At 71.9% G+C, this 20,567-nt stretch carries 15 protein-coding genes and 1 pseudogene; 11 read left to right on the top strand and 5 right to left on the bottom strand.

Translation table 11 applies throughout. The features are described 5' to 3' along the window. Positions 1–24 precede the first annotated feature (24 nt). The 5 genes from hppD (at position 25) to ACWZEH_RS02665 (ending at position 7,449) form a co-directional block, all read left to right on the top strand. Positions 25–1,146, top strand: a complete 1,122-nt coding sequence (gene hppD / locus ACWZEH_RS02685) for a 4-hydroxyphenylpyruvate dioxygenase (protein WP_456195349.1) — start codon at positions 25–27, stop codon at positions 1,144–1,146. Further along, positions 1,143–2,255 (top strand): alpha-hydroxy acid oxidase, encoded by a 1,113-nt coding sequence (locus ACWZEH_RS02680; RefSeq protein ID WP_456195348.1) that lies wholly within the window; start codon positions 1,143–1,145, stop codon positions 2,253–2,255. Before hppD ends, ACWZEH_RS02680 begins: the two co-directional genes overlap by 4 nt. Continuing rightward, on the top strand, positions 2,252–3,571 hold the full coding sequence (locus ACWZEH_RS02675; protein WP_456195347.1) for an aminotransferase-like domain-containing protein: 1,320 nt from the start codon (positions 2,252–2,254) through the stop codon (positions 3,569–3,571). The genes ACWZEH_RS02680 and ACWZEH_RS02675 overlap by 4 nt, the downstream gene beginning before the upstream one ends. 918 nt (positions 3,572–4,489) lie before the next feature. Then, positions 4,490–5,002, top strand: a complete 513-nt coding sequence (locus tag ACWZEH_RS02670; protein WP_456195346.1) for an SRPBCC family protein — start codon at positions 4,490–4,492, stop codon at positions 5,000–5,002. 113 nt (positions 5,003–5,115) lie between these two features. Beyond that, a complete protein-coding gene (locus tag ACWZEH_RS02665) occupies positions 5,116–7,449 on the top strand; it encodes an FdhF/YdeP family oxidoreductase (protein WP_456195345.1) in 2,334 nt (777 codons plus the stop codon). Between the two features lie 474 nt (positions 7,450–7,923). Here the strand turns inward: ACWZEH_RS02665 and ACWZEH_RS02660 are convergent, their stop codons facing one another. The 3 genes from ACWZEH_RS02660 to ACWZEH_RS02650 all read right to left on the bottom strand — a co-directional run bounded on the left by ACWZEH_RS02660 (position 7,924) and on the right by ACWZEH_RS02650 (position 10,239). Beyond that, positions 7,924–8,928, bottom strand: coding sequence for a HEAT repeat domain-containing protein (locus ACWZEH_RS02660; protein ID WP_456195344.1), 1,005 nt, complete (start codon positions 8,926–8,928; stop codon positions 7,924–7,926). A gap of 6 nt (positions 8,929–8,934) precedes the next feature. Continuing rightward, positions 8,935–9,603, bottom strand: a complete 669-nt coding sequence (locus tag ACWZEH_RS02655) for a HEAT repeat domain-containing protein (RefSeq protein ID WP_456195343.1) — start codon at positions 9,601–9,603, stop codon at positions 8,935–8,937. Positions 9,604–10,044: 441 nt separating this feature from the next. Then, complete coding sequence (locus tag ACWZEH_RS02650) at positions 10,045–10,239, bottom strand: hypothetical protein (RefSeq protein WP_456200039.1); 195 nt, start codon at positions 10,237–10,239, stop codon at positions 10,045–10,047. On the opposite strand from ACWZEH_RS02650, the pseudogene ACWZEH_RS02645 reads away from it, so the two are divergent. Next, positions 10,178–11,261, top strand: a pseudogene (locus tag ACWZEH_RS02645) (MFS transporter). The gene ACWZEH_RS02650 and the pseudogene ACWZEH_RS02645 sit on opposite strands and share 62 nt — an antisense overlap. An 81-nt stretch (positions 11,262–11,342) precedes the next feature. Here ACWZEH_RS02645 and ACWZEH_RS02640 read toward each other — a convergent pair. Then, on the bottom strand, positions 11,343–12,578 hold the full coding sequence (locus ACWZEH_RS02640) for an epoxide hydrolase family protein (protein WP_456195342.1): 1,236 nt from the start codon (positions 12,576–12,578) through the stop codon (positions 11,343–11,345). 62 nt (positions 12,579–12,640) lie between these two features. Here ACWZEH_RS02640 and ACWZEH_RS02635 point away from each other — a divergent pair, with 62 nt between their 5' ends. From ACWZEH_RS02635 to ACWZEH_RS02625, 3 genes are all read left to right on the top strand, one after another. Beyond that, on the top strand, positions 12,641–13,603 hold the full coding sequence (locus ACWZEH_RS02635) for a helix-turn-helix transcriptional regulator (protein WP_456195341.1): 963 nt from the start codon (positions 12,641–12,643) through the stop codon (positions 13,601–13,603). A 321-nt stretch (positions 13,604–13,924) separates the two neighbouring features. Next, a complete protein-coding gene (locus ACWZEH_RS02630; protein ID WP_456195340.1) occupies positions 13,925–15,127 on the top strand; it encodes a baeRF2 domain-containing protein in 1,203 nt (400 codons plus the stop codon). A gap of 315 nt (positions 15,128–15,442) precedes the next feature. Then, a complete protein-coding gene (locus ACWZEH_RS02625) occupies positions 15,443–16,651 on the top strand; it encodes an MFS transporter (protein ID WP_456195339.1) in 1,209 nt (402 codons plus the stop codon). A gap of 239 nt (positions 16,652–16,890) precedes the next feature. On the opposite strand, the gene ACWZEH_RS02620 is transcribed toward ACWZEH_RS02625, so the two are convergent. After that, positions 16,891–17,769, bottom strand: a complete 879-nt coding sequence (locus tag ACWZEH_RS02620; RefSeq protein WP_456195338.1) for an alpha/beta fold hydrolase — start codon at positions 17,767–17,769, stop codon at positions 16,891–16,893. Between the two features lie 169 nt (positions 17,770–17,938). Here ACWZEH_RS02620 and ACWZEH_RS02615 point away from each other — a divergent pair, with 169 nt between their 5' ends. Together ACWZEH_RS02615 and ACWZEH_RS02610 are read left to right on the top strand one after the other, a co-directional pair. After that, entirely contained in the window at positions 17,939–19,963 is a 2,025-nt protein-coding gene (locus ACWZEH_RS02615; RefSeq protein ID WP_456199406.1) for an AfsR/SARP family transcriptional regulator, read from the top strand. A 126-nt stretch (positions 19,964–20,089) separates the two neighbouring features. Then, positions 20,090–20,329 (top strand): hypothetical protein, encoded by a 240-nt coding sequence (locus ACWZEH_RS02610; RefSeq protein ID WP_456195337.1) that lies wholly within the window; start codon positions 20,090–20,092, stop codon positions 20,327–20,329. Positions 20,330–20,567 lie beyond the last annotated feature (238 nt).

Genomic DNA, 20,567 nt, shown 5'->3' with positions numbered 1-20,567 from the left:
GGAACACCCCGTGAGGAGAACGACATGACAGACACCGCACCCGCCACCTCCCTGCGCGTCGGCCACGTCGAGCTGTACGTCACCGATGCCGAGGCCGCCGCGTCGGTTTTCGCCGACGGCTACGGCTTCCAGGTCTGCGCCACCGCCGAACGCGGCGGCCCCGAGGGCGCTTCCCGCTCCCTCGCGCTGCGCCAGGGCGACATCGTCCTCGTGGTGACCCAGGCGCTCGACGACAGCCACCCGGCCGCCGCCTACGTGGCGCGGCACGGCGACGGCATAGCCGACATCGCGCTGACCGCCTGCGACGCCCGCGAGGCCTTCGCCGACGCCCTCTCCCGCTCCGCCACGCCCCTCGCCGAGCCCACCGAGCGGGAGGGCTGGGTCACCGCCGTCATCGCCGCCGGTTTCGACGACGTACGCCACACCCTGGTCCAGCGGCCCGCCGGCCACACGGACACGACCGTCCCGCTGCCCGGCTTCGAGCCGGTGGCCGAGTCCGCCGCCTCCGGGGAGCCGAAGCCGGTGGGCCTGACGGTCCTCGACCACGTCGCGGTCAGCGTCCCCATGGGCCGGCTGGCCGAGAGCACCGGCTACTACGAACGGGTCTTCGGCTACGAGTCCGTGTATGAGGAGCTGATGGTCCAGGGCACCGAGGCCATGGACTCCAAGGCCGTCCGCAGCCCCGCCGGGGACCTCACCTTCACGGTCCTCGCGCCGAGCCCGGAGCACGACGCCGGTCACATCGGTGACTTCCTGGAGCGGCACGGCGGCGGCGGCGTGCACCACCTGGCCTTCGCCACCACCGACATCATCGGCACCGTCGACCGGATGCTCGAGCGCGGCATCGTCTTCCTCGGCACCCCCGACACGTACTACGACCGGCTGGAGCAGCGCCTCCAGCTGAACCGCCACTCGATCGCCGAGCTGCGCAAGAGCCGCATCCTCGCCGACGAGGACCACGGCGGTCAGCTCTTCCAGATCTTCACGCGGACCGTCCACCCCAAGCGCACGGTCTTCTACGAGATCATCGAGCGCGCCGGCGCGGACAGCTTCGGCGGCGGCAACGTCCGCGCGCTGTACGACGCCGTACAGGCGGAGAAGGCCGAGCACGAGGCCGCCGCGAACGCCGACGGGGAGACCGCGTGACCGACCCGGCACTCGCGGGCCTGCTCACCCCCGCCGACACGGAGGCTCTGGCGGCGGCGGTCCTGCCCGCCGCCGTGGAGCGCTTCGTCGGCGGGGCGGCGGGCGCGGAACTCACGCTCCGCGCCAACCGCGCCGCGTTCGACCGGCTCCACCTCGTTCCCCGGGTGCTCGCGGACGTCTCGTCCGTCGGCACCACCCGCACCCTGCTCGGCACGGAAAGCGCCCTCCCGGTGGCCGTGGCCCCGATGGCGTACCAGAGGGCCGTGCACCCGGACGGCGAACTGGCCGCCGCCCGCGCCGCCCGGGACGCCGGTGTCCCGTTCACCGCGTGCACCTTCAGCAGCACCGCCGTGGAGGACATCGCCGCCACCGGCGCCACCACCTGGTTCCAGCTGTACTGGCTGCGCGACCGCGGCCACACCGAGGAACTGCTGAAGCGCGCGGAGGCGTCCGGCTGCCGCGCGCTGATGCTGACCGTCGACACACCGAGGATGGGACGCCGGGCGGCCGACATGCGCGGCGCCTTCGCCCTGCCCGACGGGGTGTCGCCCGTGCACTTCGGTCCCCGCCCCGACGGTGTGCCGCGCACCGCGAGCAGCGGCGTGAGCGCGGTCGCCGCGCAGACCGCCAACGTCGTCGACCCGTCCCTCAGCTGGGCCGACCTGGACTGGCTGCGCGAACACACCCGGCTGCCGCTGATCCTCAAGGGCGTGCTGGACCCGGCCGACGCCGAACGCGCCGCGGCCTGCGGTGCGGACGCGCTGGTGGTCTCCAACCACGGCGGCCGCCAGCTCGACGGCGCCCTGCCCGCGCTCGACGCCCTGCCCGCCGTGGCCGAGGCCGTCGCGGGGCGGTGCGAGGTGCTCTTCGACAGCGGTGTCCGCAGCGGTACGGACGTCCTGAAGGCCCTCGCGCTCGGCGCGGACGGCGTGCTGCTGGGCCGCCCCGTGCTGTGGGGCCTGGCGGCCGGCGGGCACCAGGGTGTGCTCAGGGTCCTCCAACTGCTCGGCGAGGAACTGGAGTCGTCCCTCGCGCTGGCCGGCTGCCCGGACCTCGCCGCAGCGGCACGGCTGCGCACCGTCGTCAGCCCGGGAGGGGAACCGCGATGACCACAGCGAGCACGGCCTCGGACGGCCTCGACCTCACCGCGCTGCACCCCTCGGTGGGCGACCCGCTGCTCTCCTCGATGAACTTCCTCAACGAGATCGCGGGCCGCTACCCGGACGCGCTCTCCCTCGCCGCCGGCACACCGTACGAGGGGTTCTACGACGTCGAGGACATCCACCGCGCGCTGCGGGTCTTCAGCGACCACCTGCGCACCGAACAGGGGTACGGCGAGGAGCGGGTCCGGCGCACCCTGCTCCAGTACGGACGCACCAAGGGCATCATCCACGAGCTGATCGCCCGCCAGCTGTCCGTGGACGAGGGCATCGACGTCGACCCGGAGGCCGTCCTCGTCACCACGGGCTGCCAGGAGGCACTGTTCCTCACCCTGCGGCTGCTGCGCCGCGACGACCGTGACGTGCTGCTGGCCGTCACGCCCGCCTACGTCGGCGTCACCGGGGCGGCACGCCTCCTGGACCTGCCGGTGCACCCGGTCGCCGAGGGACCGGACGGCGTCGATCCGGACGACCTGCGGCGGCGTATCGGCGAGGCCCGCGCCGCCGGGCTGCGCCCGCGCGCCCTGTACGTCGTCCCCGACCACGCGAACCCCTCGGGCATCCGGATGCCGGAGCCGGTACGCCGCGACCTCCTCGACCTCGCGGAACAGGAGGACATCCTCCTCCTGGAGGACAACCCGTACGGCCTCTTCCCGCGTCGGGGGCACCGGCTCCCGACCCTGAAGGCGTTGGACACCGCACGCCGTGTCGTCCACCTCGGTTCGCTGGCGAAGACGGTGTTCCCGGGGGTACGGATCGGCTACGCGGTGGCCGACCAACAGGTCGGGGCAGGACCGTACCTGGCGGACCTGCTCGCCAAGGCCAAGAGCATGGTCACCGTCAACACCTCGCCGATCGCCCAGGCCGTGGCCGGGGGGAGGCTGCTGGAACACGGGTGCAGCCTGGTCCGCGCCAACGAACGGGAGAGCGAGGTGTACCGGGAGGGCCTCGGCCGGATCGTCGACGGGCTGGCCCGCCGTTTCCCCGACCCGTCGGCGTCCGGGATGAGCTGGAACAGCCCCGAGGGCGGCTTCTTCGTCGTCGTCGACGTGCCGTTCGACGTCACCGACGCGGTGCTGGAGCGCTCGGCCCGCGACCACCGTGTGCTGTGGACGCCGCTGCACCACTTCTACGACGCGGCGGCGTCGGAGACCGGAGCCGGCGTCGGACCGTTGCGCTGTCTGCGCCTGTCGTGCAGCGCTCTCGGACCGGAGGACATGGAGGAGGCGCTCGACCGGTTCGCCGCCTTCGTACGCTCGGCCTGAGCACGGCGCCTGTGGCAAGTGGGCCCATCACCAGCCCTGCACCTCAGCGTGGAACCCCAAGCCACAGGCACCGCCCGTCCGTCCGTAGGGCTCCGCTGCGACCACTGGACCTGGGCTCCCGTCGGCCGTCACAGTGAGTGATGGCGGGTGATCCTACAGCGCAGTCTCCCGGGCCCTTCGGAAGGCAGGTCCGCGCGACGCCGGTCGGCACGACTGTGTACCCGTGCTGGTCCGGTGCTGACCTCCCGCCCATGAAGCAGCCAAAAGCGCAGGTCCCAGCGCTGATCAAATGAGTTGTCGTATCACTCGACGGTGATGTCGATGAAGGACGCGACGACGATGCGTTCGAGGTTGCCGGGAGCTGGGGGAGCGGTTGATGCCGAGGCCGTGCGCGCCACTTCCTCGTGTGCGGTGGGGGCGGGTACGTGTCGGCACACCGTAGGAACACGCAGGTCAGAGGCGCATGTGGTGGGACAGCATGGTTCTGGGTCAGAGTGTGCGTGCGGTCCCCGTGCCGGCGTTCAGGGACACGAACCAGTGCTTCCCCGGCGAAGAGTCGCTCTCGGCGGCTTCCCAGAGCCGGGCCGATGGTGGTTGCGCGGGACACCTCGCCGACCGGACCGCCCAGCACCTCGGTCCCCTCTTCGGGATCGTCTGCCGCAGTCGGCGCCTCACCCGAGACTACGAACGGCGCAAGGACCCCTGAAGCCGGGGCGCCGGTCCGGCCGCGACGGACGAACGTCGCCACTCGCCGGCCGGAGGGCGCCGGCGCACCTGCGCACGCCGGCCACCCGTATGCCCCACCACCGATCGGCATAGGACGGTGCTTCCCGGAGACTCGATGGTGCGAGCGTGGGTGAGCGCGCCCGATGTCGTGCTGCGCGACCACCGGTGACGGCGAGGAGACGGGCGAGGTCCATGAGCACCATCGAAGAGTCGATCGACATCGACGTCCCGGTCCATGTGGCGTACAACCAGTGGACGCAGTTCAAGACGTTCCCCCGCTTCATGGACGGCGTCAAACGCGTCGACCAGATCCAGGCGGTGATGACCCACTGGGTGGCCCGGTTCGGCCCGAGGACGTACGAGTACGACGCGGAGATCGTGGAACAGGTCCCGGACCGGCTGGTCCGCTGGACCGTCCTCGACGAGCCCCGGCACACCGGCACGGCGACCTTCGAGGAACTCGACGCCGGCCACTGTCGGGTGACCCTGCGCGTCGACCTGCGGTCCCGGGGAATCCTGAAACAGGCGGCGGCCGCTCTCGGCCTCACCCGCCGTGTGGTCCACACCGCTCTGACGTCCTTCAAGGAGTTCACCGAGGGACAGGGCCGCGAGACCGGCGCCTGGCGCGGCGAGATCAGCAAGGGCCACGTCCAGCCCACCGAGGGCCGGAGCCGTCCCCACGTGCCGACCTGGCCGACCGGCTGACCGGCTGACCGGCGGGCAGGCCGGATCAAGGGGCCGGCCCGTACCCGGCGGGCCGGCCACGGGACCGCACGGGCGTCAGAGGGACGCAGGACACGGAGCGAGGAGAGATCACATTGCACAAGCCGCCGAGCGAGGAACCCACCGACGACCGCCTCGAGGTCACCCCGCCCCACACCTGGGCCGCGGGCGTACCAGCGGTGTACAACGCGATGAAGTACTCCCTGGGCCAGACGTCGGTCCGGCGTACGGGGCTCACGCTGCTGAACCTCAACCAGGTCCGCGGCTTCGACTGCCCCGGCTGCGCGTGGCCCGAGCCCGAACCGGGGCACCGCCCCATGAACGAGTACTGCGAGAACGGCGCCAAGCACACCAACGACGAGGCCACCTCACGCCGTATCACGGCTGATTTCTTCCGCCGGTACCCGATCAGCGAGCTGGCCGAGAAGTCCGACCGGTGGCTCAACCAGCAGGGCCGCCTCACCCGGCCCGTGGTCAAGCGGCCCGGCTCCGACCACTACGAGCCCATCAGCTGGAGCGCGGCCCTCGACCTGCTCGCCGACGAGCTGAAGGCGCTGGACTCCCCGAACGAGGCGGTCTTCTACACCTCCGGCCGCGCCAGCAACGAGGCCGCGTTCCTCCTGCAGCTCTTCGCCCGCGCGTTCGGCACCAACAACCTGCCGGACTGCTCCAACATGTGCCACGAATCCAGTGGTGCCGCGCTCAACGAGACCCTCGGCATCGGCAAGGGCGACGTGTCGCTGCGCGACATTCACCACGCCGACCTCATCCTGGTCGTCGGCCAGAACCCGGGCACCAACCACCCCCGGATGCTGTCCGCGCTGGAGGACTGCAAGCGCCGCGGGGGCAGGATCGTCGCCGTCAACCCGCTGCCCGAGACGGGCCTGGTCCGCTTCAAGCAGCCCCAGCGGCCCCGCGGCATCATCGGTCGCGGCACACAGATCGCCGACCGCTTCCTCCACATCAGGATCGGCGGAGACCTGGCCCTGTTCCAGGCGCTCAACCTCCTGCTCCTGGAGGCGGAGGAGGCCGCGCCCGGCACCGTCCTCGACCGGGACTTCATCAACGCCCAGACCAAGGGCTTCGAGGAGTTCTCCCGGCACCTGCGCGCCACCGTCTCCTGGCCCGAGGTCGAGAAGGCCACCGGTCTGGCCCGCGCCCGGATCGAGGAAGTGCGCGACATGGTCCTCGAGAGCAAGCGCGTGATCGTCTGCTGGGCGATGGGCCTGACCCAGCACAAGCACGGCGTGCCCACCATCCGCGAGGTGGTCAACTTCCTGCTGCTGCGCGGCAACATCGGCCGGCCCGGTGCCGGTGCCTGCCCCGTGCGAGGTCACAGCAACGTGCAGGGCGACCGGACCATGGGCATCTGGGAGCGGATGCCGGACCACTTCCTCGACGCCCTCGCCCGCGAGTTCCACTTCGAGCCGCCCCGCGAGCACGGCTGGGACTCCGTCAACTCCATCCGGGCCATGCGCGACGGCCGAGCCACGGTCTTCCTCGGCCTGGGCGGGAACTTCGTCCGTGCCGTCCCGGACAGCGAGGTCAGCGAGGCCGCCATGCGCAACTGCCGGTTGACCGCGCACATCTCCACCAAGCTCAACCGCTCCCACGTCGTGTGCGGCGAGACCGCCCTGATCCTGCCCACTCTCGGCCGCACCGAGCGGGACGCGCAGGCCGCCGGCGAGCAGTTCGTCACCGTCGAGGACTCCATGAGCCAGATCCACGCCTCCCGCGGCGTCCTCGAACCGGCCTCCAAGCACCTCCTCAGCGAGGTCGCCATCCTCAGCCGCCTGGGCCGCCGCACCCTCGGCGACAAGCCCTCCGTCCGCTGGGAACGCTTCGAGACCGACTACGACTGCATCCGCGACCACGTCTCCCGCGTCGTCCCCGGCTTCGAGGACTTCAACACGCGCGTCCGACGCCCCGGCGGCTTCGGCCTGCCCAACCCGGTCAACGAGGGCGTCTTCTCCACGCCCGTCGGCAAGGCCCTCTTCAGCCGCAACGACTTCGAGGCCCTGAGCGCCCCGCCCGGCCATCTGATCCTGCAGAGCCTGCGCTCCCACGACCAGTGGAACACCGTTCCGTACACGGACGACGACCGTTACCGCGGCATCCACGGCTCCCGCCGCGTCGTCTTCGTCAACTGGTACGACATGCGCGAACTCGGCCTGGAGGAGGGCGCGCCGGTCGACCTGGTCGGTGTCTGGAAGGACGGTGCCGAACGCCGGGCGGAGAACTTCCGGGTGGTCGGCTACCCGACCTCACGGGGCTGTGCGGCGGCCTACTACCCGGAGACCAACGTGCTGGTGCCGCTGGACAGCGTGGCGGACCTGAGCAACACGCCGACGTCGAAGGGGATCGTGGTGCGGCTGGAATCCCGGGAGGGGGCGCGTGCGACGGCGGCGGGAGAGGGGGCCTCGTCCTGATCCCGGCCGCGGCAGCGTCGCCCCAGGGGGCACTCCCGTCCCGGGAGCCGCCGGACAACGCGGCTCCCGGGACGGGCGAGGGCACACGTCACCGCCGACCGGAGCCGCTCTCGGCCCAGTGCCGGTTCCGGTGCTGGGCCCCATGCCGGCCGGGGCCCGCCTTCCAGCGGGTGCCGTAACCACCCGGGACACCTGGAACGCTGTCGGGGCCCTCGTCCGCACCGGCTCCCCGCGGAGGCCCGCAGGTGCGGCACCGGTACCCGTGCGAACAGGGGGAACGCGGAATCCAGGTCGTACCTGTTGTGTGCCGCGGCGGTGCCCCCCGGACACTCCTTTCACTTCCTGCTCATCGCGCACCGCCCGTCCCAAAAGCCCAGGGCGCCTTCTCCAGCGTCATGACGGGGTGTGGGCGGGGACGGGCGGCAACCGGCCCCACGCCCGGTTCCCACGTATCCGGCACCCCGGGGAGGTCCGTTATCGCGCGTCGCGCAGCTCGAGAATGTACGTCGCGGTAAGCGCAACGGCACGATCCCGGTCATGTGAGAGATCCGCGAGGGCACGTGACGCGGTGACACCCGGGATGTCCGCGAGCGCCTGCGTCAGTCGTCGACGTGCAGACGATTCAACGGTGCCGTGGGCGAGGCGGTCCACGAGCCCGGTGGCGATCCGATCCGCCAACGCGGGATCACTCGCCAGCGCGCTCAGCGCGTCGGCTGCGTCGACGTCGTTCGTCTCCTCGACGATCATTTCGACGAGCGTCGGGACCGCGTCGGCCGCCCCGCGTGTCCCGAGCGCCAGAGCCGCACACCTGCGCACCACGATGTCGGAGTTCGTGAGGGCGTCCTGCAGCAGTGCGGTCGCCTCACCGTCCGGAATCCCGGCGATGGACTGGACGGCACGTTTCCGGACCTCGGCCACTGGTGAGCCGAGACCCTCCGCCAGCAGTGCCAGTCCGCCACCGCCCGATCGCGCCAGAGCCCATCGAAGGGCTCCGGCGACGTTCGGGTCCGTCTCGCTCAACGCCGCTTCGACCAGAGCTTCCACCGGCGCCGGGGACCCTTCGACCGAGGACAGGGCCGCGCGCTGGCGGTTCCCGGCGTTCTCCGACCCCAAGGCCTGGAGGAGTGCGACGGTCTGGAGGACCTCCTCCCAGTCGGCGGGTTCCGCGGCACCGATCCGACGGAGCCGCGTGAGCAGCTCCGTCTCACGCGCGATGCGTTCTCGCGTCTGGCGGATGAGGTCCTCGACGAGCTCCGGGGGCGTGAAGCCGGGATCGTCCAGCGCGCGTGCGACTTCACGCAGCGACAGCCCCAGTGACCGCAGGCTCTCGATATGGAAGATTCGCCGGATGTCCTCGCTGGAGTACTCCCGATAGCCGGCCTCGGTACGACCCGTGGGCCGCACCAGGCCGAGCGAGTCGTAATGCCTGAGCATGCGGGCGCTGACCCCGGACCGTCGTGCCACCTCACCGATCAGCACTGCCCGTCACCCTTCCTGGCCGGTCGTACCGAGGGCTACGAGGCGCTTCGCCTCCTCGACCGCGAACTCGAATCCGGCATCCGGGTCGCGCGACAGCCGTTTTGTGGCGATCGCGTGCCGACGCACCCGAGGGGCGGGGTCCGCCGTCGCGGCGCGCAGGATCGGCATGATCACCTCACCGAGTGCGATCAGTGCCCGGCTGAGGCTCAGCTGCGTCTCACGCCCGCCGCGCCCGAGCTGTGTCGCCAACACTCCGGCCAACGCGGGTTCCTCACCCTCGGGCACGAGTACGACCGCTGCCCGCCAGGCGCTCCGTGCCACCTCGTCGTCGGCGTCGGTCAGAAACGCCCGTGTGATCGCCGGCCACGCTTGCCGATCCCCGATCTTGGACAAGGTGTGCAACGCCTGACTTCGTGCCTGCGCACGCTCCGAGCGGAGTTCATCGATGAGCCGTGGGACCGTCACCGACGACGAGTGGCGGGTGAGTGCCCAGGTGAGCATGTCGCGCACATGGAACTCGGGCTCGATCGCGCAACGTTCGATGAGCCTGTCGACGAACCGGGGGTCTGGGGCCGTACCGGCCGTCAGCGCTGCCCGCAGCCGCACCGACGAGCTGCTGTTCTCCAGTCCCTGGAGAACTCGCGCCGTGTCCGTGTGCTCTTTCGGCACCGTCATCGGGACCACCTCCTTGGCCGCAGTGAAGACCTTGACACCGTGTCAAGGTCAAGTGGGCCACGTCGTGGGGTGGCCAGGCACCCTCTGCCCACCGAGTCCGGTCCCGGACGGCTTCGAAGGGGAGGAGAAGCGTTCGGGTACCGCGCGCCATTCGCGAGGGCTTCCGCGCACCGCGGTGGACGCACTCCAGGAGCCGGGCTCGTCGAGCGCGCTCGTCCGCGCCCCGAGCTCCGATGCCGTCGCCACCCACGGGTCGGCCGGCTTCCAGCAACGCCCCGAGGTCCGGGACCGGTGCCGGGGCGCCTGGTCGTTTCGGGACATGACGTTGCTGACACATGCCGGCAGTGGTGAAACCGAGGTGCCTCGACGGGCATCGGCCGGGTACCGTACGGGCCATGTCGAGCCCTGAGTCGGACACGGTGGGGGCTTTCGGTCACGCCGTCAGCCCCCTGAGCCACTGAGTTCGTAGTCCTGCCGTCCCGCCGTGTTCTGCGGCCGGACGGGCGCGCCTGCGGGTGCTGACCGCGGTGACGAGACGACCTTCTCGTGCTTCTCCTCGCCTCGGAGCCACTCGATGCCCCTCCCGCTCCATCCGCCTGCCATGGCGGTCTTCGCCATGGGCACCTCGGAGTTCATGCTCGCCGGCCTCCTGCCGGACATCGCCTCGGACCTCGACGTCACCGTCGGGACAGCAGGCATGCTCACCCCGGCCTTCGCGATCGGAATGATCGTCGGTGCCCCTCTCATCGCAGGCCTGCCCGCAACCGGCCGGGGCGGTCCAGCCTGCTCGGGTTCGTCCTCGTGTTCTCGGCAGCCCATGCCCCGGGCGCTGTCGTCTCGAGCTTTTCGGTCCTGTTCGCGCCCCGGGTGGTCGCCGCGCTCGCGAACGCGGGATTCCTCGCCGTGGCGCTGACGACCGCCGCCACGCCGGTCTCTCCCGACAAGAAGGGACGCGCGCTCGCCGTGCTGCTGTCGGGTACGACGCCGGCCACGATCGCCGGGGTCCCGGGGGGAGCGGTACTGGGCACACTGCTCGGCCGGCGGGCCGGCCCTGCGATCCGAGCTCGCACAGCTGAAGAAAGAGGCCGCGGTCGCTCCTGGTCATGCTGCTCGGCGCGCTGGTGAACGCGGCGACGTTCGGAAGCTTCACCTTCCTCGCCCCGGTCGTGACCGACACCGCCGGGCTGGGAGAGCTGTGGATCTCTGTCGCCCTGGTGATCTTCGGTGCCGGCTCCCTCGCCGGGGTCACCGTCGCCGGACGGCTGTCCGACCAGAACCCCGGCCTGGTCGTCGCAGTCGGTGGTCCGCTGCTGCTCGTCGGCTGGCCGGCCCTGACTGTACTGGCCGGCGGACCGGCCGTCCTGCTCGTCCTCGTGTTCGTCCAGGGCGCGCTGTCGTTCGCGCTGGGCAGCACGTTGATCACGCGGGTCCTCTACGAGGCGGCGGAAGCCCCCACCACGGCAGGCTCCTACGCGACCGCCGCACTCAACGTCGGCGCCGCCGTCGGACCGCTCGTCGCCGCGACAACTCCCAGCGCCGCGGTCGAGGGCCTCGGGCCGTTCCGGGCAAGCGGACTCCTCGTCCTGGTCGCCCTGCTCGTCGCGTTCCCCTCACGCGGTGTGATCGCAGCCGGCCGGAGCGGTGAGGCGCTCCGGTGACGCACGTGAACGTCCCCTCGACCATTGGGAGCGACGGAAGGAGGCTGCTTCGCCCGCTGGCCGAGGGTCCGGATCTCCCCTTCAGCGTGCTTCGCCGAAGAACTCGCGGACGTCGCTGACGAGCAGGTCCGGGGCTTCCATCGCGAGGAAGTGACCACCGCGGTCGAGTTCGGTCCACCGCACGACGTTGTGGTCGCGCTCGGCCCAGCGGCGGACGGTCACGTCGTGGGTGGAGACCAGTACGGCGGTGGGCACCGTCCCGCGCCGGTCGGCTGCCACGTTGTCCTGGCCGCTGCCCCGGCTGGTGTCCTGCGTGGTGCCGACGCCGAAGTCGCTGCTCCAGTCGTCGGCTGCGGCCTCGCTCCAGGCGTTCGCGGAGATCTCCTCGTAGTAGACCTGGGCGGCTGAAGCGGCGGTGCCGGTCAGCCAGTACAGCGAGACCTCGGTCAGGATGCGGTGCCGGTCGATGCTGTCCTCGGGAAGCCCGTCCTCCGGGTCGGTGAGCTCCTTGAATTTTTCCACGATCCAGGCCAGCTGGCCGACAGGGGAGTCGGTGAGGGCGTAGGCCACCGTCTGCGGCCGTTTGGAGTTGCACTGCAGATAGCCGTCGTTGAAGTTCTGCATGGCCTGCCAGCGTCGTTGTTCGACCTCGCTGAGGCCGTCCGTCTCACCTTCCGCGCCCACTGGGAACGTGATCATCGCGTTGACATGGATGCCGATGACGCGGTCCGGGGCCTGCTTGCCCATTTCCGGGGCGACCCACGAGCCGGTGTCGTACCCCTGGACGCCGTAGCGCGCGTAGCCAAGGCGGGCCATCAGCCGGGTGAGAGCCCCGGCCATCGCGGCCGCGCCCATGCCCGGCCCGGCCAGTGGGGTGGAGAACGCGAACCCCGGCAGTGAGGGGACGACCAGGTGGAAGGCATCTGCCGGATCGCCGCCGTGCGCGCGGGGATCGGACAGGGGCCCTATGACATCGAGGAAGTCCACCACTGAGCCCGGCCAGCCGTGCAACAGCATCAGCGGCGTGGCATCGGGCTCGGGGGAGCGCACGTGCAGGAAGTGAATGTTCTGACCACCGATGGTGGTCGTGTACTGGGGGTGCTTGTTGAGCGCCGCCTCGTGCACCCGCCAGTCGTAGGCGGTACGCCAGTGCTCGGCGAGGTCCTTGAGGTAGGCCAACGGAACGCCGCGGCTCCATCCGACACCGGGCAGCTCGTCCGGCCAGCGGGTGGCGGCCAGACGGGAGCGGAGCTCGTCGAGCCGGGGCTGCGGGATGTCGATGCGAAAGGAGCGGATGCCGGGTGCCGTGTTTGCCATGGCTGTGACGCTAGGGCTCGCTTAGGTCACTTCCGGTCCTAACCCTCGGGCAGTCTGGAGGCGTGCTCGAGACCTCCGGGCGGCTGCTGAAGCTGCTCTCCCTGCTGCAGACCCACCACGACCGGTCCGGCGCCGAGCTCGCCGAACGCCTCGCAGTCAGCCGGCGCACCCTGCGCCGCGATGTGGAGCGGCTGCGCGAGCTCGGCTACCCGGTGCACGCCACTCAGGGCGCCGCCGGCTACCGGCTCGGCCCCGGCGCCCGGCTGCCCCCGCTGCTGCTCGACGACGATGAGGCCATTGCCGTCGCGATCGGGCTGCGCACCGCCCCCGGCGGCTCGGTCACCGGGATCGAGGAATCCTCCCTGCGGGCACTCACCAAGCTGGAGCAGGTGCTGCCGTCCCGGCTGCGGTACCGGGTGCACACCCTGCACACCGCCACCGTCCGGGCCGGCGCCGTCCCGGCCCCCGAGGTATCCGCGGACACCCTCATGGTCATTGCCGAGGCATGCCGTCGACGTGAGCGGCTGCGTTTCGACTACACCAGCCCCCGCCGCGGCCACAACATCCGCTCGGTCGAGCCGCACAGCCTGGTCAGCTTCGGGCGCCACTGGTATCTGGTCGCCTGGGACACCGACCGCAACGACTGGCGTACCTTCCGCGTCGACCGGCTCACCCCGCGCACTCCGGCCGGCCCGGGGTTCAGCCCCCGCGAACTCCCCGACGGAGACGTGGCCACCTATCTGGCCCACCAGCTGTCGTCGCAGACATGGCCCTTCCGGGCCACCGTCACCCTGCACGAGCCCGCCGCAGCGGTCACCGACCGCGTCTGGCCCGGCATGGGCGTCATCGAACCCGTCGACGACCACAGCTGTCTGCTGCACCTGGGCGCCGGCACACCCCGCGACCTCGCGTGGATGATCACCTCGGTCGACGCCGACTTCACCCTCACGCACGCCCCACCTGAACTTGCCGACGCCCTGCGCACCCAGGGCACCCGCTGCCTGAATGCCGTACGAGAGGGGTAGGCCTCCCTCACGTTTCACGAGGAGCCCGGTTCAAGAACACCGTCCGCCCGGGTACGGGCCAACTCGCGGGCGAGTCCGGACGAGCAACGCCCCGCTGCCGGCCAGGTGTGGCACGACGTGCCCGGCGAGAAGCCGCAGGGCCGGCTCTCCCTGGGGAGAGGACTTGCCGGCGACGGGGACCGTGGCACGGCCGGCGCGGCGGGAGCGCTCCGCCGGACGAAGCCGTCGAGCGTGGTCGGGGAAATGCGCACGGCAGTGGGTGTCCTCGGACGGCGTTCGGGCACTCGGCCCCGGAATCGCTGGGACGTATGTGGAGGAACCATGCAGCTGTCATTCCTTGAGCCGCTTTTCGACCGTCCCGGACCCTGGGCAACGGTCTACCTCGGCCCCGGCGAGAACGACGAGGCGGGCGCCAAGCGGCGCGAGCTGTCCGTACGGGAAGCCTGCCGGACGCTGGAGGAGAACGGCGCCGACCAGACGACCACGCAGGCGGTCCACGACGACCTGATGGGCATGAGCCCCGCGGAGGACCCGGCGGGCCGGGTCGTCTTCGCCACCGGCGGCGAGGTCGTGCTCGGGCACCGCCTCTCCCGGCCCCCGCAGCGGGACATCGCGGCCTGGGCCCCTCTCCCACGCCTGACCCCGCTGCTGGAACTGGCCGGCCAGGACCCCGTGTGCCTCGTGGCGTACGTCGACCGGACCGGCGCGGACTTCGAGGTGCGCGGGGTGGCCGGGGGCACGCAGGACGCCGGGCAGGTGGAGGGCCGGCAGTGGCCGATGCACCGCACGTCCACGGCGGACTGGTCCGAGCGGCACTTCCAGCTCAAGGTCGAGAACACCTGGGAGCACAACGCCGTCGAGATCGCACGGGCGCTGACCGGAGTGTACGAAGAGTCCGGCGCCGATCTGATGGTGCTGGTCGGTGACCCCCGCGAACGGCCGGCGGTGTATGACAGGCTCCCCGACGCCGTCCGCGAGGTGACGGTGGAGACCGAGCACGGAGGCCGCGCCGCCGGTTCGTCCTCCCCCGCACTCGAGCAGGCCATCGAGCAGGCCCGGAGCCAGTACACCCGCCGTCGTGTGGACGAGGCGCTGGAACGCTTCCGCGCCGGACGGGTGGGCACCGATCGGCCCACGGACGCCGTCGAGGGTGTCCCGGCCGTGGTGGAGGCGGCACGCGAGCACCGTATCGGCACCCTGCTGATCCGGCCCGACGGACCGGATCTCGACCGTGAGACGTGGGTGGGAGCGGAACCCGACCAGGTGGCGGTGCGCCGGACCGATGCGCAGACCCTCGGCGAGAGCGATCCCGTCTCCGCCCGCGCGGACGACGCGCTGCTGAGGTCGGCCGCCGTCACGAGCGCCGACGTGCTGGTTGTTCCGCCACTGGATCCCCGGAATGTTTCCGATGCTCCCGAGGTTTTCGAGGCGGCCGAAGGCACAGGAACCGATGCCGACGCCGACATCCCGGTGGGCGGTCTCGGTGCCCTGCTGCGCTGGACGTACGAGCCCACCGCGCGGTGACGGGGGACAGCGCCCGGCCTTGACCCCGTACAGTTGCCGCCGTCCGTCGGGCGGCGGCAACGTGCGCGCCACGGTGCATGACCGTGGACAACGTTGCCACCGTTGCCGCGTGTCAATATATGACCAATCAATTATTTGAATGACCATCGGTCCGAGTGAGCCCTCACGGCGCCGTCACCCAGGCGCGCAGCTCGACCTCACAACGACTGCCACGGGCCGGGAGCCTTTCTGGGCTCTGGGCTCTGGGCCCAGGGGTCGACGTCGCTCCCGCTTTCCCGCTCCCGTACCGCTGCCTTCGAAAGGTTGTTCCGCACCATGCCGCTGGCTCTGCTGGCCCTGGCCGTCGTCGCGTTCGCCATCGGCACGACCGAGTTCGCCACGATGGGGCTGCTGCCCCAGATCGCCGACGGGGTCGACGTGTCCGTGCCGCACGCCGGCAACCTCGTCTCCGCCTACGCGCTCGGTGTCGTCGTCGGCGCGCCCCTGCTGACGGGCATCGGCGCGCGCATGCCCCACAAGCGACTGCTGCTTCTCCTGGCGGGACTGTTCGTGGTCGGCAACGCGGCGTCCGCGATCGCTCCCGACTTCGGCCTGCTCTTCGCCGCACGGTTCCTGGCGGGCCTGCCGCACGGGGCGCTGTTCGGCGTGGGCGCCGTCGTCGCCTCACGACTGGTCGCCCCGGGACGCGCGGCACGTGCCGTCTCGAGGGTGTTCCTCGGTCTCACCGTCGCCAACATCGTCGGAGTCCCGGCCAGCACGGCCCTTGGGCAGCAGCTGGGCTGGCGGGCCGCCTACTGGGCGGTCACCGCCATCGGACTCGTCGCCCTCGTCATGCTGGCCTGCTTCGTCCCCCACCAGCCACGTGGCCGGCAGTCCGGCATCCGGACCGAGCTGCGGGCCATGGGCAACCGGCAGGTCGCGATCGGCATGGCCGTCGCCGTGGTCGGGTTCGGCGGATTCTTCGCCGTCTACAGCTACCTGGTGCCCATGCTGACGAATCTGACGGGAATATCGGACTCCTCGACCACTCTGGTCCTCGCGCTCTACGGCGTCGGCATGACGCTCGGCACGCTGATCGCGGGTCCGCTCACGGACCGTGCCCTGCGGCCGACGCTGTATGCGGGCCTGGCGCTGCTCGCCGCGGCCCTGGTGACGTTCTACTTCACCGTGCACAGCGTCGTGCCCGCCCTGGTGACGATCACCGTGATCGGCGCGATGGGCTCTCTCATCACCACGCCCGTCCAGATGCTGCTCATGGCCAAGGCCAAGAACGCTCCGACGATGGCGGCGGCCTCCAACCACTCCGCGTTCAACCTGGCCAACGCGGGCGGGGCCTGGATCGGCGGCCTGGTCATCTCCGCGGGCTGGGGCTGGGCCGCGCCCAGCCTGGCCGGTGCGGCTCTCGCCCTGGCAGGCCTCGGCCTGGCCTTCACAGGTGGTCTGGTGGACCGGGGCAGCCGGCCCTCCGAGGTGATCATGGAAGGCGGGGCCGTGGCCGACCAGGAGACGCGTACGGCCACGTGACGACCTGGGAAGAGGAGGAACCGTGCCGGGCCCGTCAGAAGTGCGGGCGGGCCCGGCACGGTGTCCGGCCAAGGGGGTGACACCCGGTACCTGACCCGCCCGGCCCGTCAGCACACGGCCCGATCGGCACGCGGTCCGATCAGTACGCGTCCTGGCGCGCGGCCGAAGGACGTCGTACCTCCGGCCGCGCTGAGGGTGACACCCGGCGATGTCGCCCAGAGGGCCCAGCCGGTCAGGACTCAGCGAGCGAGCAGGTCCCGCAGGGCCCCGGTGACGTCGCCGGGCGCCTCCTCCGCCATGAAGTGACCGGAGGTGACGGTGGTGTGCCGCAGGTCGGGTGCCCAGGCGCGCCAGACCGCGGCGGCGTCGTGGCCCAGGGCCGCGCCCCAGTCCTGCTGGAGCACCGCGACCGGCATACGCAGCCGGTTCCCGGCCGTCCGGTCGGCCCGGTCGTGTTCGAGGTCGACGCCGGCGGAGGCGCGGTAGTCGGCCACGATCGAAGGAACCGCGGCACGGCAGGCCGCCAGGTACGCGGCGCGGATGTCGGCCGGGACCGCCCGGTCGTCGGTCGCCCAGACGTCGAGGAAGTGTCCGAAGAAGACGTCCGGCTCCGCGGCGATCATGCGCTCCGGCAGGCCCGGCGGCTGAGCCATCAGGTACAGGTGGAAGGCGACGGACGCGGTGACCCCCTGCAGCACCTCCCACATGTCGAGGGTCGGCAGGACGTCGAGGCAGGCCAGATGGGTGACCGTACCGGGGTGGTCGAGCGCGGCGCGGAAGGCCACCAGGGCGCCGCGGTCGTGCCCGGCCAGCGCGAACCGCTCGTGCCCGAGGGCCCGGGCCAGGGCGATGACGTCGCCGGCCATGGTGCGCTTGGCGTAGACGGTGCCGTCGGTGTCCTCCGGTTTGCCGCTGGCACCGTAGCCGCGCAGGTCGGGGCAGATCACGGTGTGCTCGGCGGCGAGGTCGGTGGCCACGTGACGCCACATGAGATGGGTCTGCGGGAAACCGTGCAGCAGCACGACGGGAGGGCCCGAGCCGCCTACGGCCGCGTGCAGGAAGACCCCGTCGGCGACGGGAATGCGATGATGGCCGAAACCGGCGATGACAGGTGTCATGGCCAGGCTCCTTTCCTCGGGGAAGCGGGTCCCTCCATGCTGTGGGCGCCGGATGAGCAGGCAATGAGCAACGGTCGCGCGGCAGCCGGGAACGGCACACTGGCGGTCGCTTCGCGGCGGCATCCCGGCCCGGGGCCGCCGCGCCCGGCGGAAAGAGAGTGTGGGAAGGGTGCGTGTCGTCTTCGGTGTACTCGGACCCGTGGTGGCCTGGAACGCGGACACAGACGCAGACTCGGGTGCAGGAGCTGAGGCCGAAGCCGAGGGGAAGGGCAGGACGGCCATCGCCCTCAAGGGCCCCCGACACCGCTCGGTGCTGGCACGGCTGATCATCGCCCGGGGACGTGTCGTGCCCGTCCGGCGCCTGATCGACGACCTCTGGCCCGATCCGCCCGGCGACGCGACGGGCTCGGTGCGCACCTTCGTCGCCGCGCTGCGCCGCGCTCTGGAACCGGAACGCGCTCCGCGTACTTCGGCCCGGCTGCTGGTCACCGAAGGCCCCGGGTACGCGCTGCGCGCCGCCGCGGACGAGGTGGACGCCTGGCGTTTCGAGCAGGAGGTCACCGCCGCCGCGGCGCTGTCCCCGACGGACGTGGCCTGCCGGCTCGAGGAGGCACTCGGCTGGTGGCGCGGACCGGCCTACGCGGAGTTCGCGGACCAGCCGTGGGCTCGGACGGAGGGACGGCGCCTGGCCGAACTGCGGCTGCACGCCGTCGAACGGCACGCCGAAGCACTGCTGGCCCTGGGCCACTCCGAGCGGGCGGCCGCCGGCCTGCGGGTGCACACGACGGAGCACCCGTGGCGGGAGCACGCCTGGCGGCTGCTCGCCCTGGCGCTGTACCGCGCGGGCCGTCAGGGGGACGCGCTGGCCGTGCTGCGGCAGGCACGCAACGCGCTCGCCGAGGAACTGGGCATCGAGCCGGGCCCGGGCCTGCGCGGCCTGGAGGCCGACATCCTCCACCAGGCGGACCCCGCGCGCCCCGCCTCCGGCACCGGCGGGACGGCGGGACAGGTGTGGGAACGGGCCGCTGCCTCGTACGACCGCACCGTGGCCACCGGCGCGAGGGCCCGCCTGGAATCCACGGTGGGACTGCTGCGCGGCCTCGCGGTGGCCGGCGGCGGCGGTCTGCCGGCCGCCCTCGAACACCGGGTCTCGGCCGTCACGGCGGCGGAGGAACTCGGCGACGCCGAACTCACCGCCCGAGTGATCGGCGCCTACGACGTCCCGGCGATCTGGACCCGCTCGGACGACCCGGAGCAGGCGGCTCAGGTCGTCCGGGCCGCCGAGCGCACCCTCGCAGTCCTGCCCACCGAGGGCCACGAGGCCTCCAGGGCCCGGCTGCTGGCGACGATCGCGCTGGAATCGCGCGGTACGACAGGCATGCGCGGTCCGCAAGCCGCCCGGCAGGCCGAACAGTTGGCCCGCGCTCTCGGAGATCCGGCGCTGCTGGCGTTCACGCTCAACGCCGTCTTCATGCAGTCCTTCGACCGGACCGGGCTGGCCCCACGCCGGGAGTCGATCGGCAGAGAGCTGATCGACGTCTCCGCCCGGCACGGCCTGGCCACGTTCGAGATCCTCGGCCACCTCGTCCGGCTGCAGGCGCGCAGCGCCCTCGGCGACTTCATCTCGGCCGACCGGCACGCGGCCGCCGCCGACCGGCTGGCCGACCGTCACGAACGGCCGCTGGTAGCCGTGTTCACCCGGTGGTACGCCGCTCTGCGGCTGGACGCGACCGGCCGGGCGCCGGCCCCCGAGGCGGAGGGGGCCTACCGGGACGCGGCCGCCCTGCTGGACGGCTGCGGCATGCCCGGCCTGGCCCGGGGTCTGCTGCCACTGGCGCTGCTGTGCCTGCGTCTGCGCCATGGCCTGCCCCTGCGTCTCGACGGGACCGTCGACTGGGGACCGTACGCGGACTGGGTCCGGCCGCTGATGCTGATCGAACAGGACTGCCGCGCCGAGGCCGCCGAGGCCCTGCACGGGACTCCCGAACCGCCGCGCGACCTCCTCCAGGAGGCCCTGTGGTGCCTCACCGCCAGAGCGGCACTCGCCCTCGGTGACCGGGACGGCATGCGACGTGCCCACACCGCGCTCGTCCCGGCGGCCGACGAACTGGCCGGCGCGGGCAGCGGGCTGCTCACCCTCGGTCCGGTGTCGGCCCACTTGGCCGACCTCGCGGTCGCCCTCGAGCACGCGTGACACTTCTCGAGCGGGACGGTAGGTACAGCCTGCTGTACCACCGATCCGGCGGCCCGGGGGATCGGCCGGGCGGGGCACCGGTCCGTAGCGTCAAAGGCCTCGCACGCCTCGACGGAGGAGCCCTCCATGCCCCACACCGACCCCTCCCGCCGCACGCAGGCCGCCGACCGCGGTGCGGCACCGGACCGCAACAGCGGCGCGGTCGTGATCCGCACCCTGCTCTGGGTGGTCCTGACAACCAGCGTCGTCGGCAACACCGTGGCCTCGTCCACGGGGGCCGGTATCGGCGTGCACCTGGTCGTCGGTGGGGTCACCGCGCTGTGCGCCACCCTGTTGGTCGTGCGCCACCTGCGGAGCAACCGGTGAGAGTGCCCGTCCGGTCGGGTTCGCGCACCGCCCCGCGCCCACGACGAGAAGGGCGGGCCGGGCGCGCCGGGGTCTCGCGTGTGTCAGGCGTGCGGCGGCTTCCTGCTCCTCGTGGGCCGGGCCGGACAGGTGCGCCTGCTCGACGGCGGTCCGCAGAGGGCCGGGCCGGACGTCGAACAGCGGGTGAGCCGGGGGCGTCCCGCCCGGCACCCTCTCCACCGGCTCGGGGCCGGAGAAG

It is taken from the genome of Streptomyces yamdrokensis (assembly GCF_053890455.1).
Note: the sequence above shows the minus strand (reverse complement) of the source record. Positions and strands in the feature narration are given on the sequence as shown.

Bases quoted from the DNA above. Each gene is read 5' to 3' on its own strand.
- ACWZEH_RS02675 (WP_456195347.1), top strand. From the start codon at position 2,252: ATGACCACAGCGAGCACGGCCTCGGACGGCCTCGACCTCACCGCGCTG.
- ACWZEH_RS02650 (WP_456200039.1), bottom strand. From the start codon at position 10,239: ATGAACTCCGAGGTGCCCATGGCGAAGACCGCCATGGCAGGCGGATGG.
- ACWZEH_RS02620 (WP_456195338.1), bottom strand. From the start codon at position 17,769: ATGACACCTGTCATCGCCGGTTTCGGCCATCATCGCATTCCCGTCGCC.
- ACWZEH_RS02655 (WP_456195343.1), bottom strand. From the start codon at position 9,603: ATGACGGTGCCGAAAGAGCACACGGACACGGCGCGAGTTCTCCAGGGA.
- ACWZEH_RS02670 (WP_456195346.1), top strand. From the start codon at position 4,490: ATGAGCACCATCGAAGAGTCGATCGACATCGACGTCCCGGTCCATGTG.
- ACWZEH_RS02625 (WP_456195339.1), top strand. From the start codon at position 15,443: ATGCCGCTGGCTCTGCTGGCCCTGGCCGTCGTCGCGTTCGCCATCGGC.
- hppD (WP_456195349.1), top strand. From the start codon at position 25: ATGACAGACACCGCACCCGCCACCTCCCTGCGCGTCGGCCACGTCGAG.
- ACWZEH_RS02610 (WP_456195337.1), top strand. From the start codon at position 20,090: ATGCCCCACACCGACCCCTCCCGCCGCACGCAGGCCGCCGACCGCGGT.
- ACWZEH_RS02640 (WP_456195342.1), bottom strand. From the start codon at position 12,578: ATGGCAAACACGGCACCCGGCATCCGCTCCTTTCGCATCGACATCCCG.
- ACWZEH_RS02630 (WP_456195340.1), top strand. From the start codon at position 13,925: ATGCAGCTGTCATTCCTTGAGCCGCTTTTCGACCGTCCCGGACCCTGG.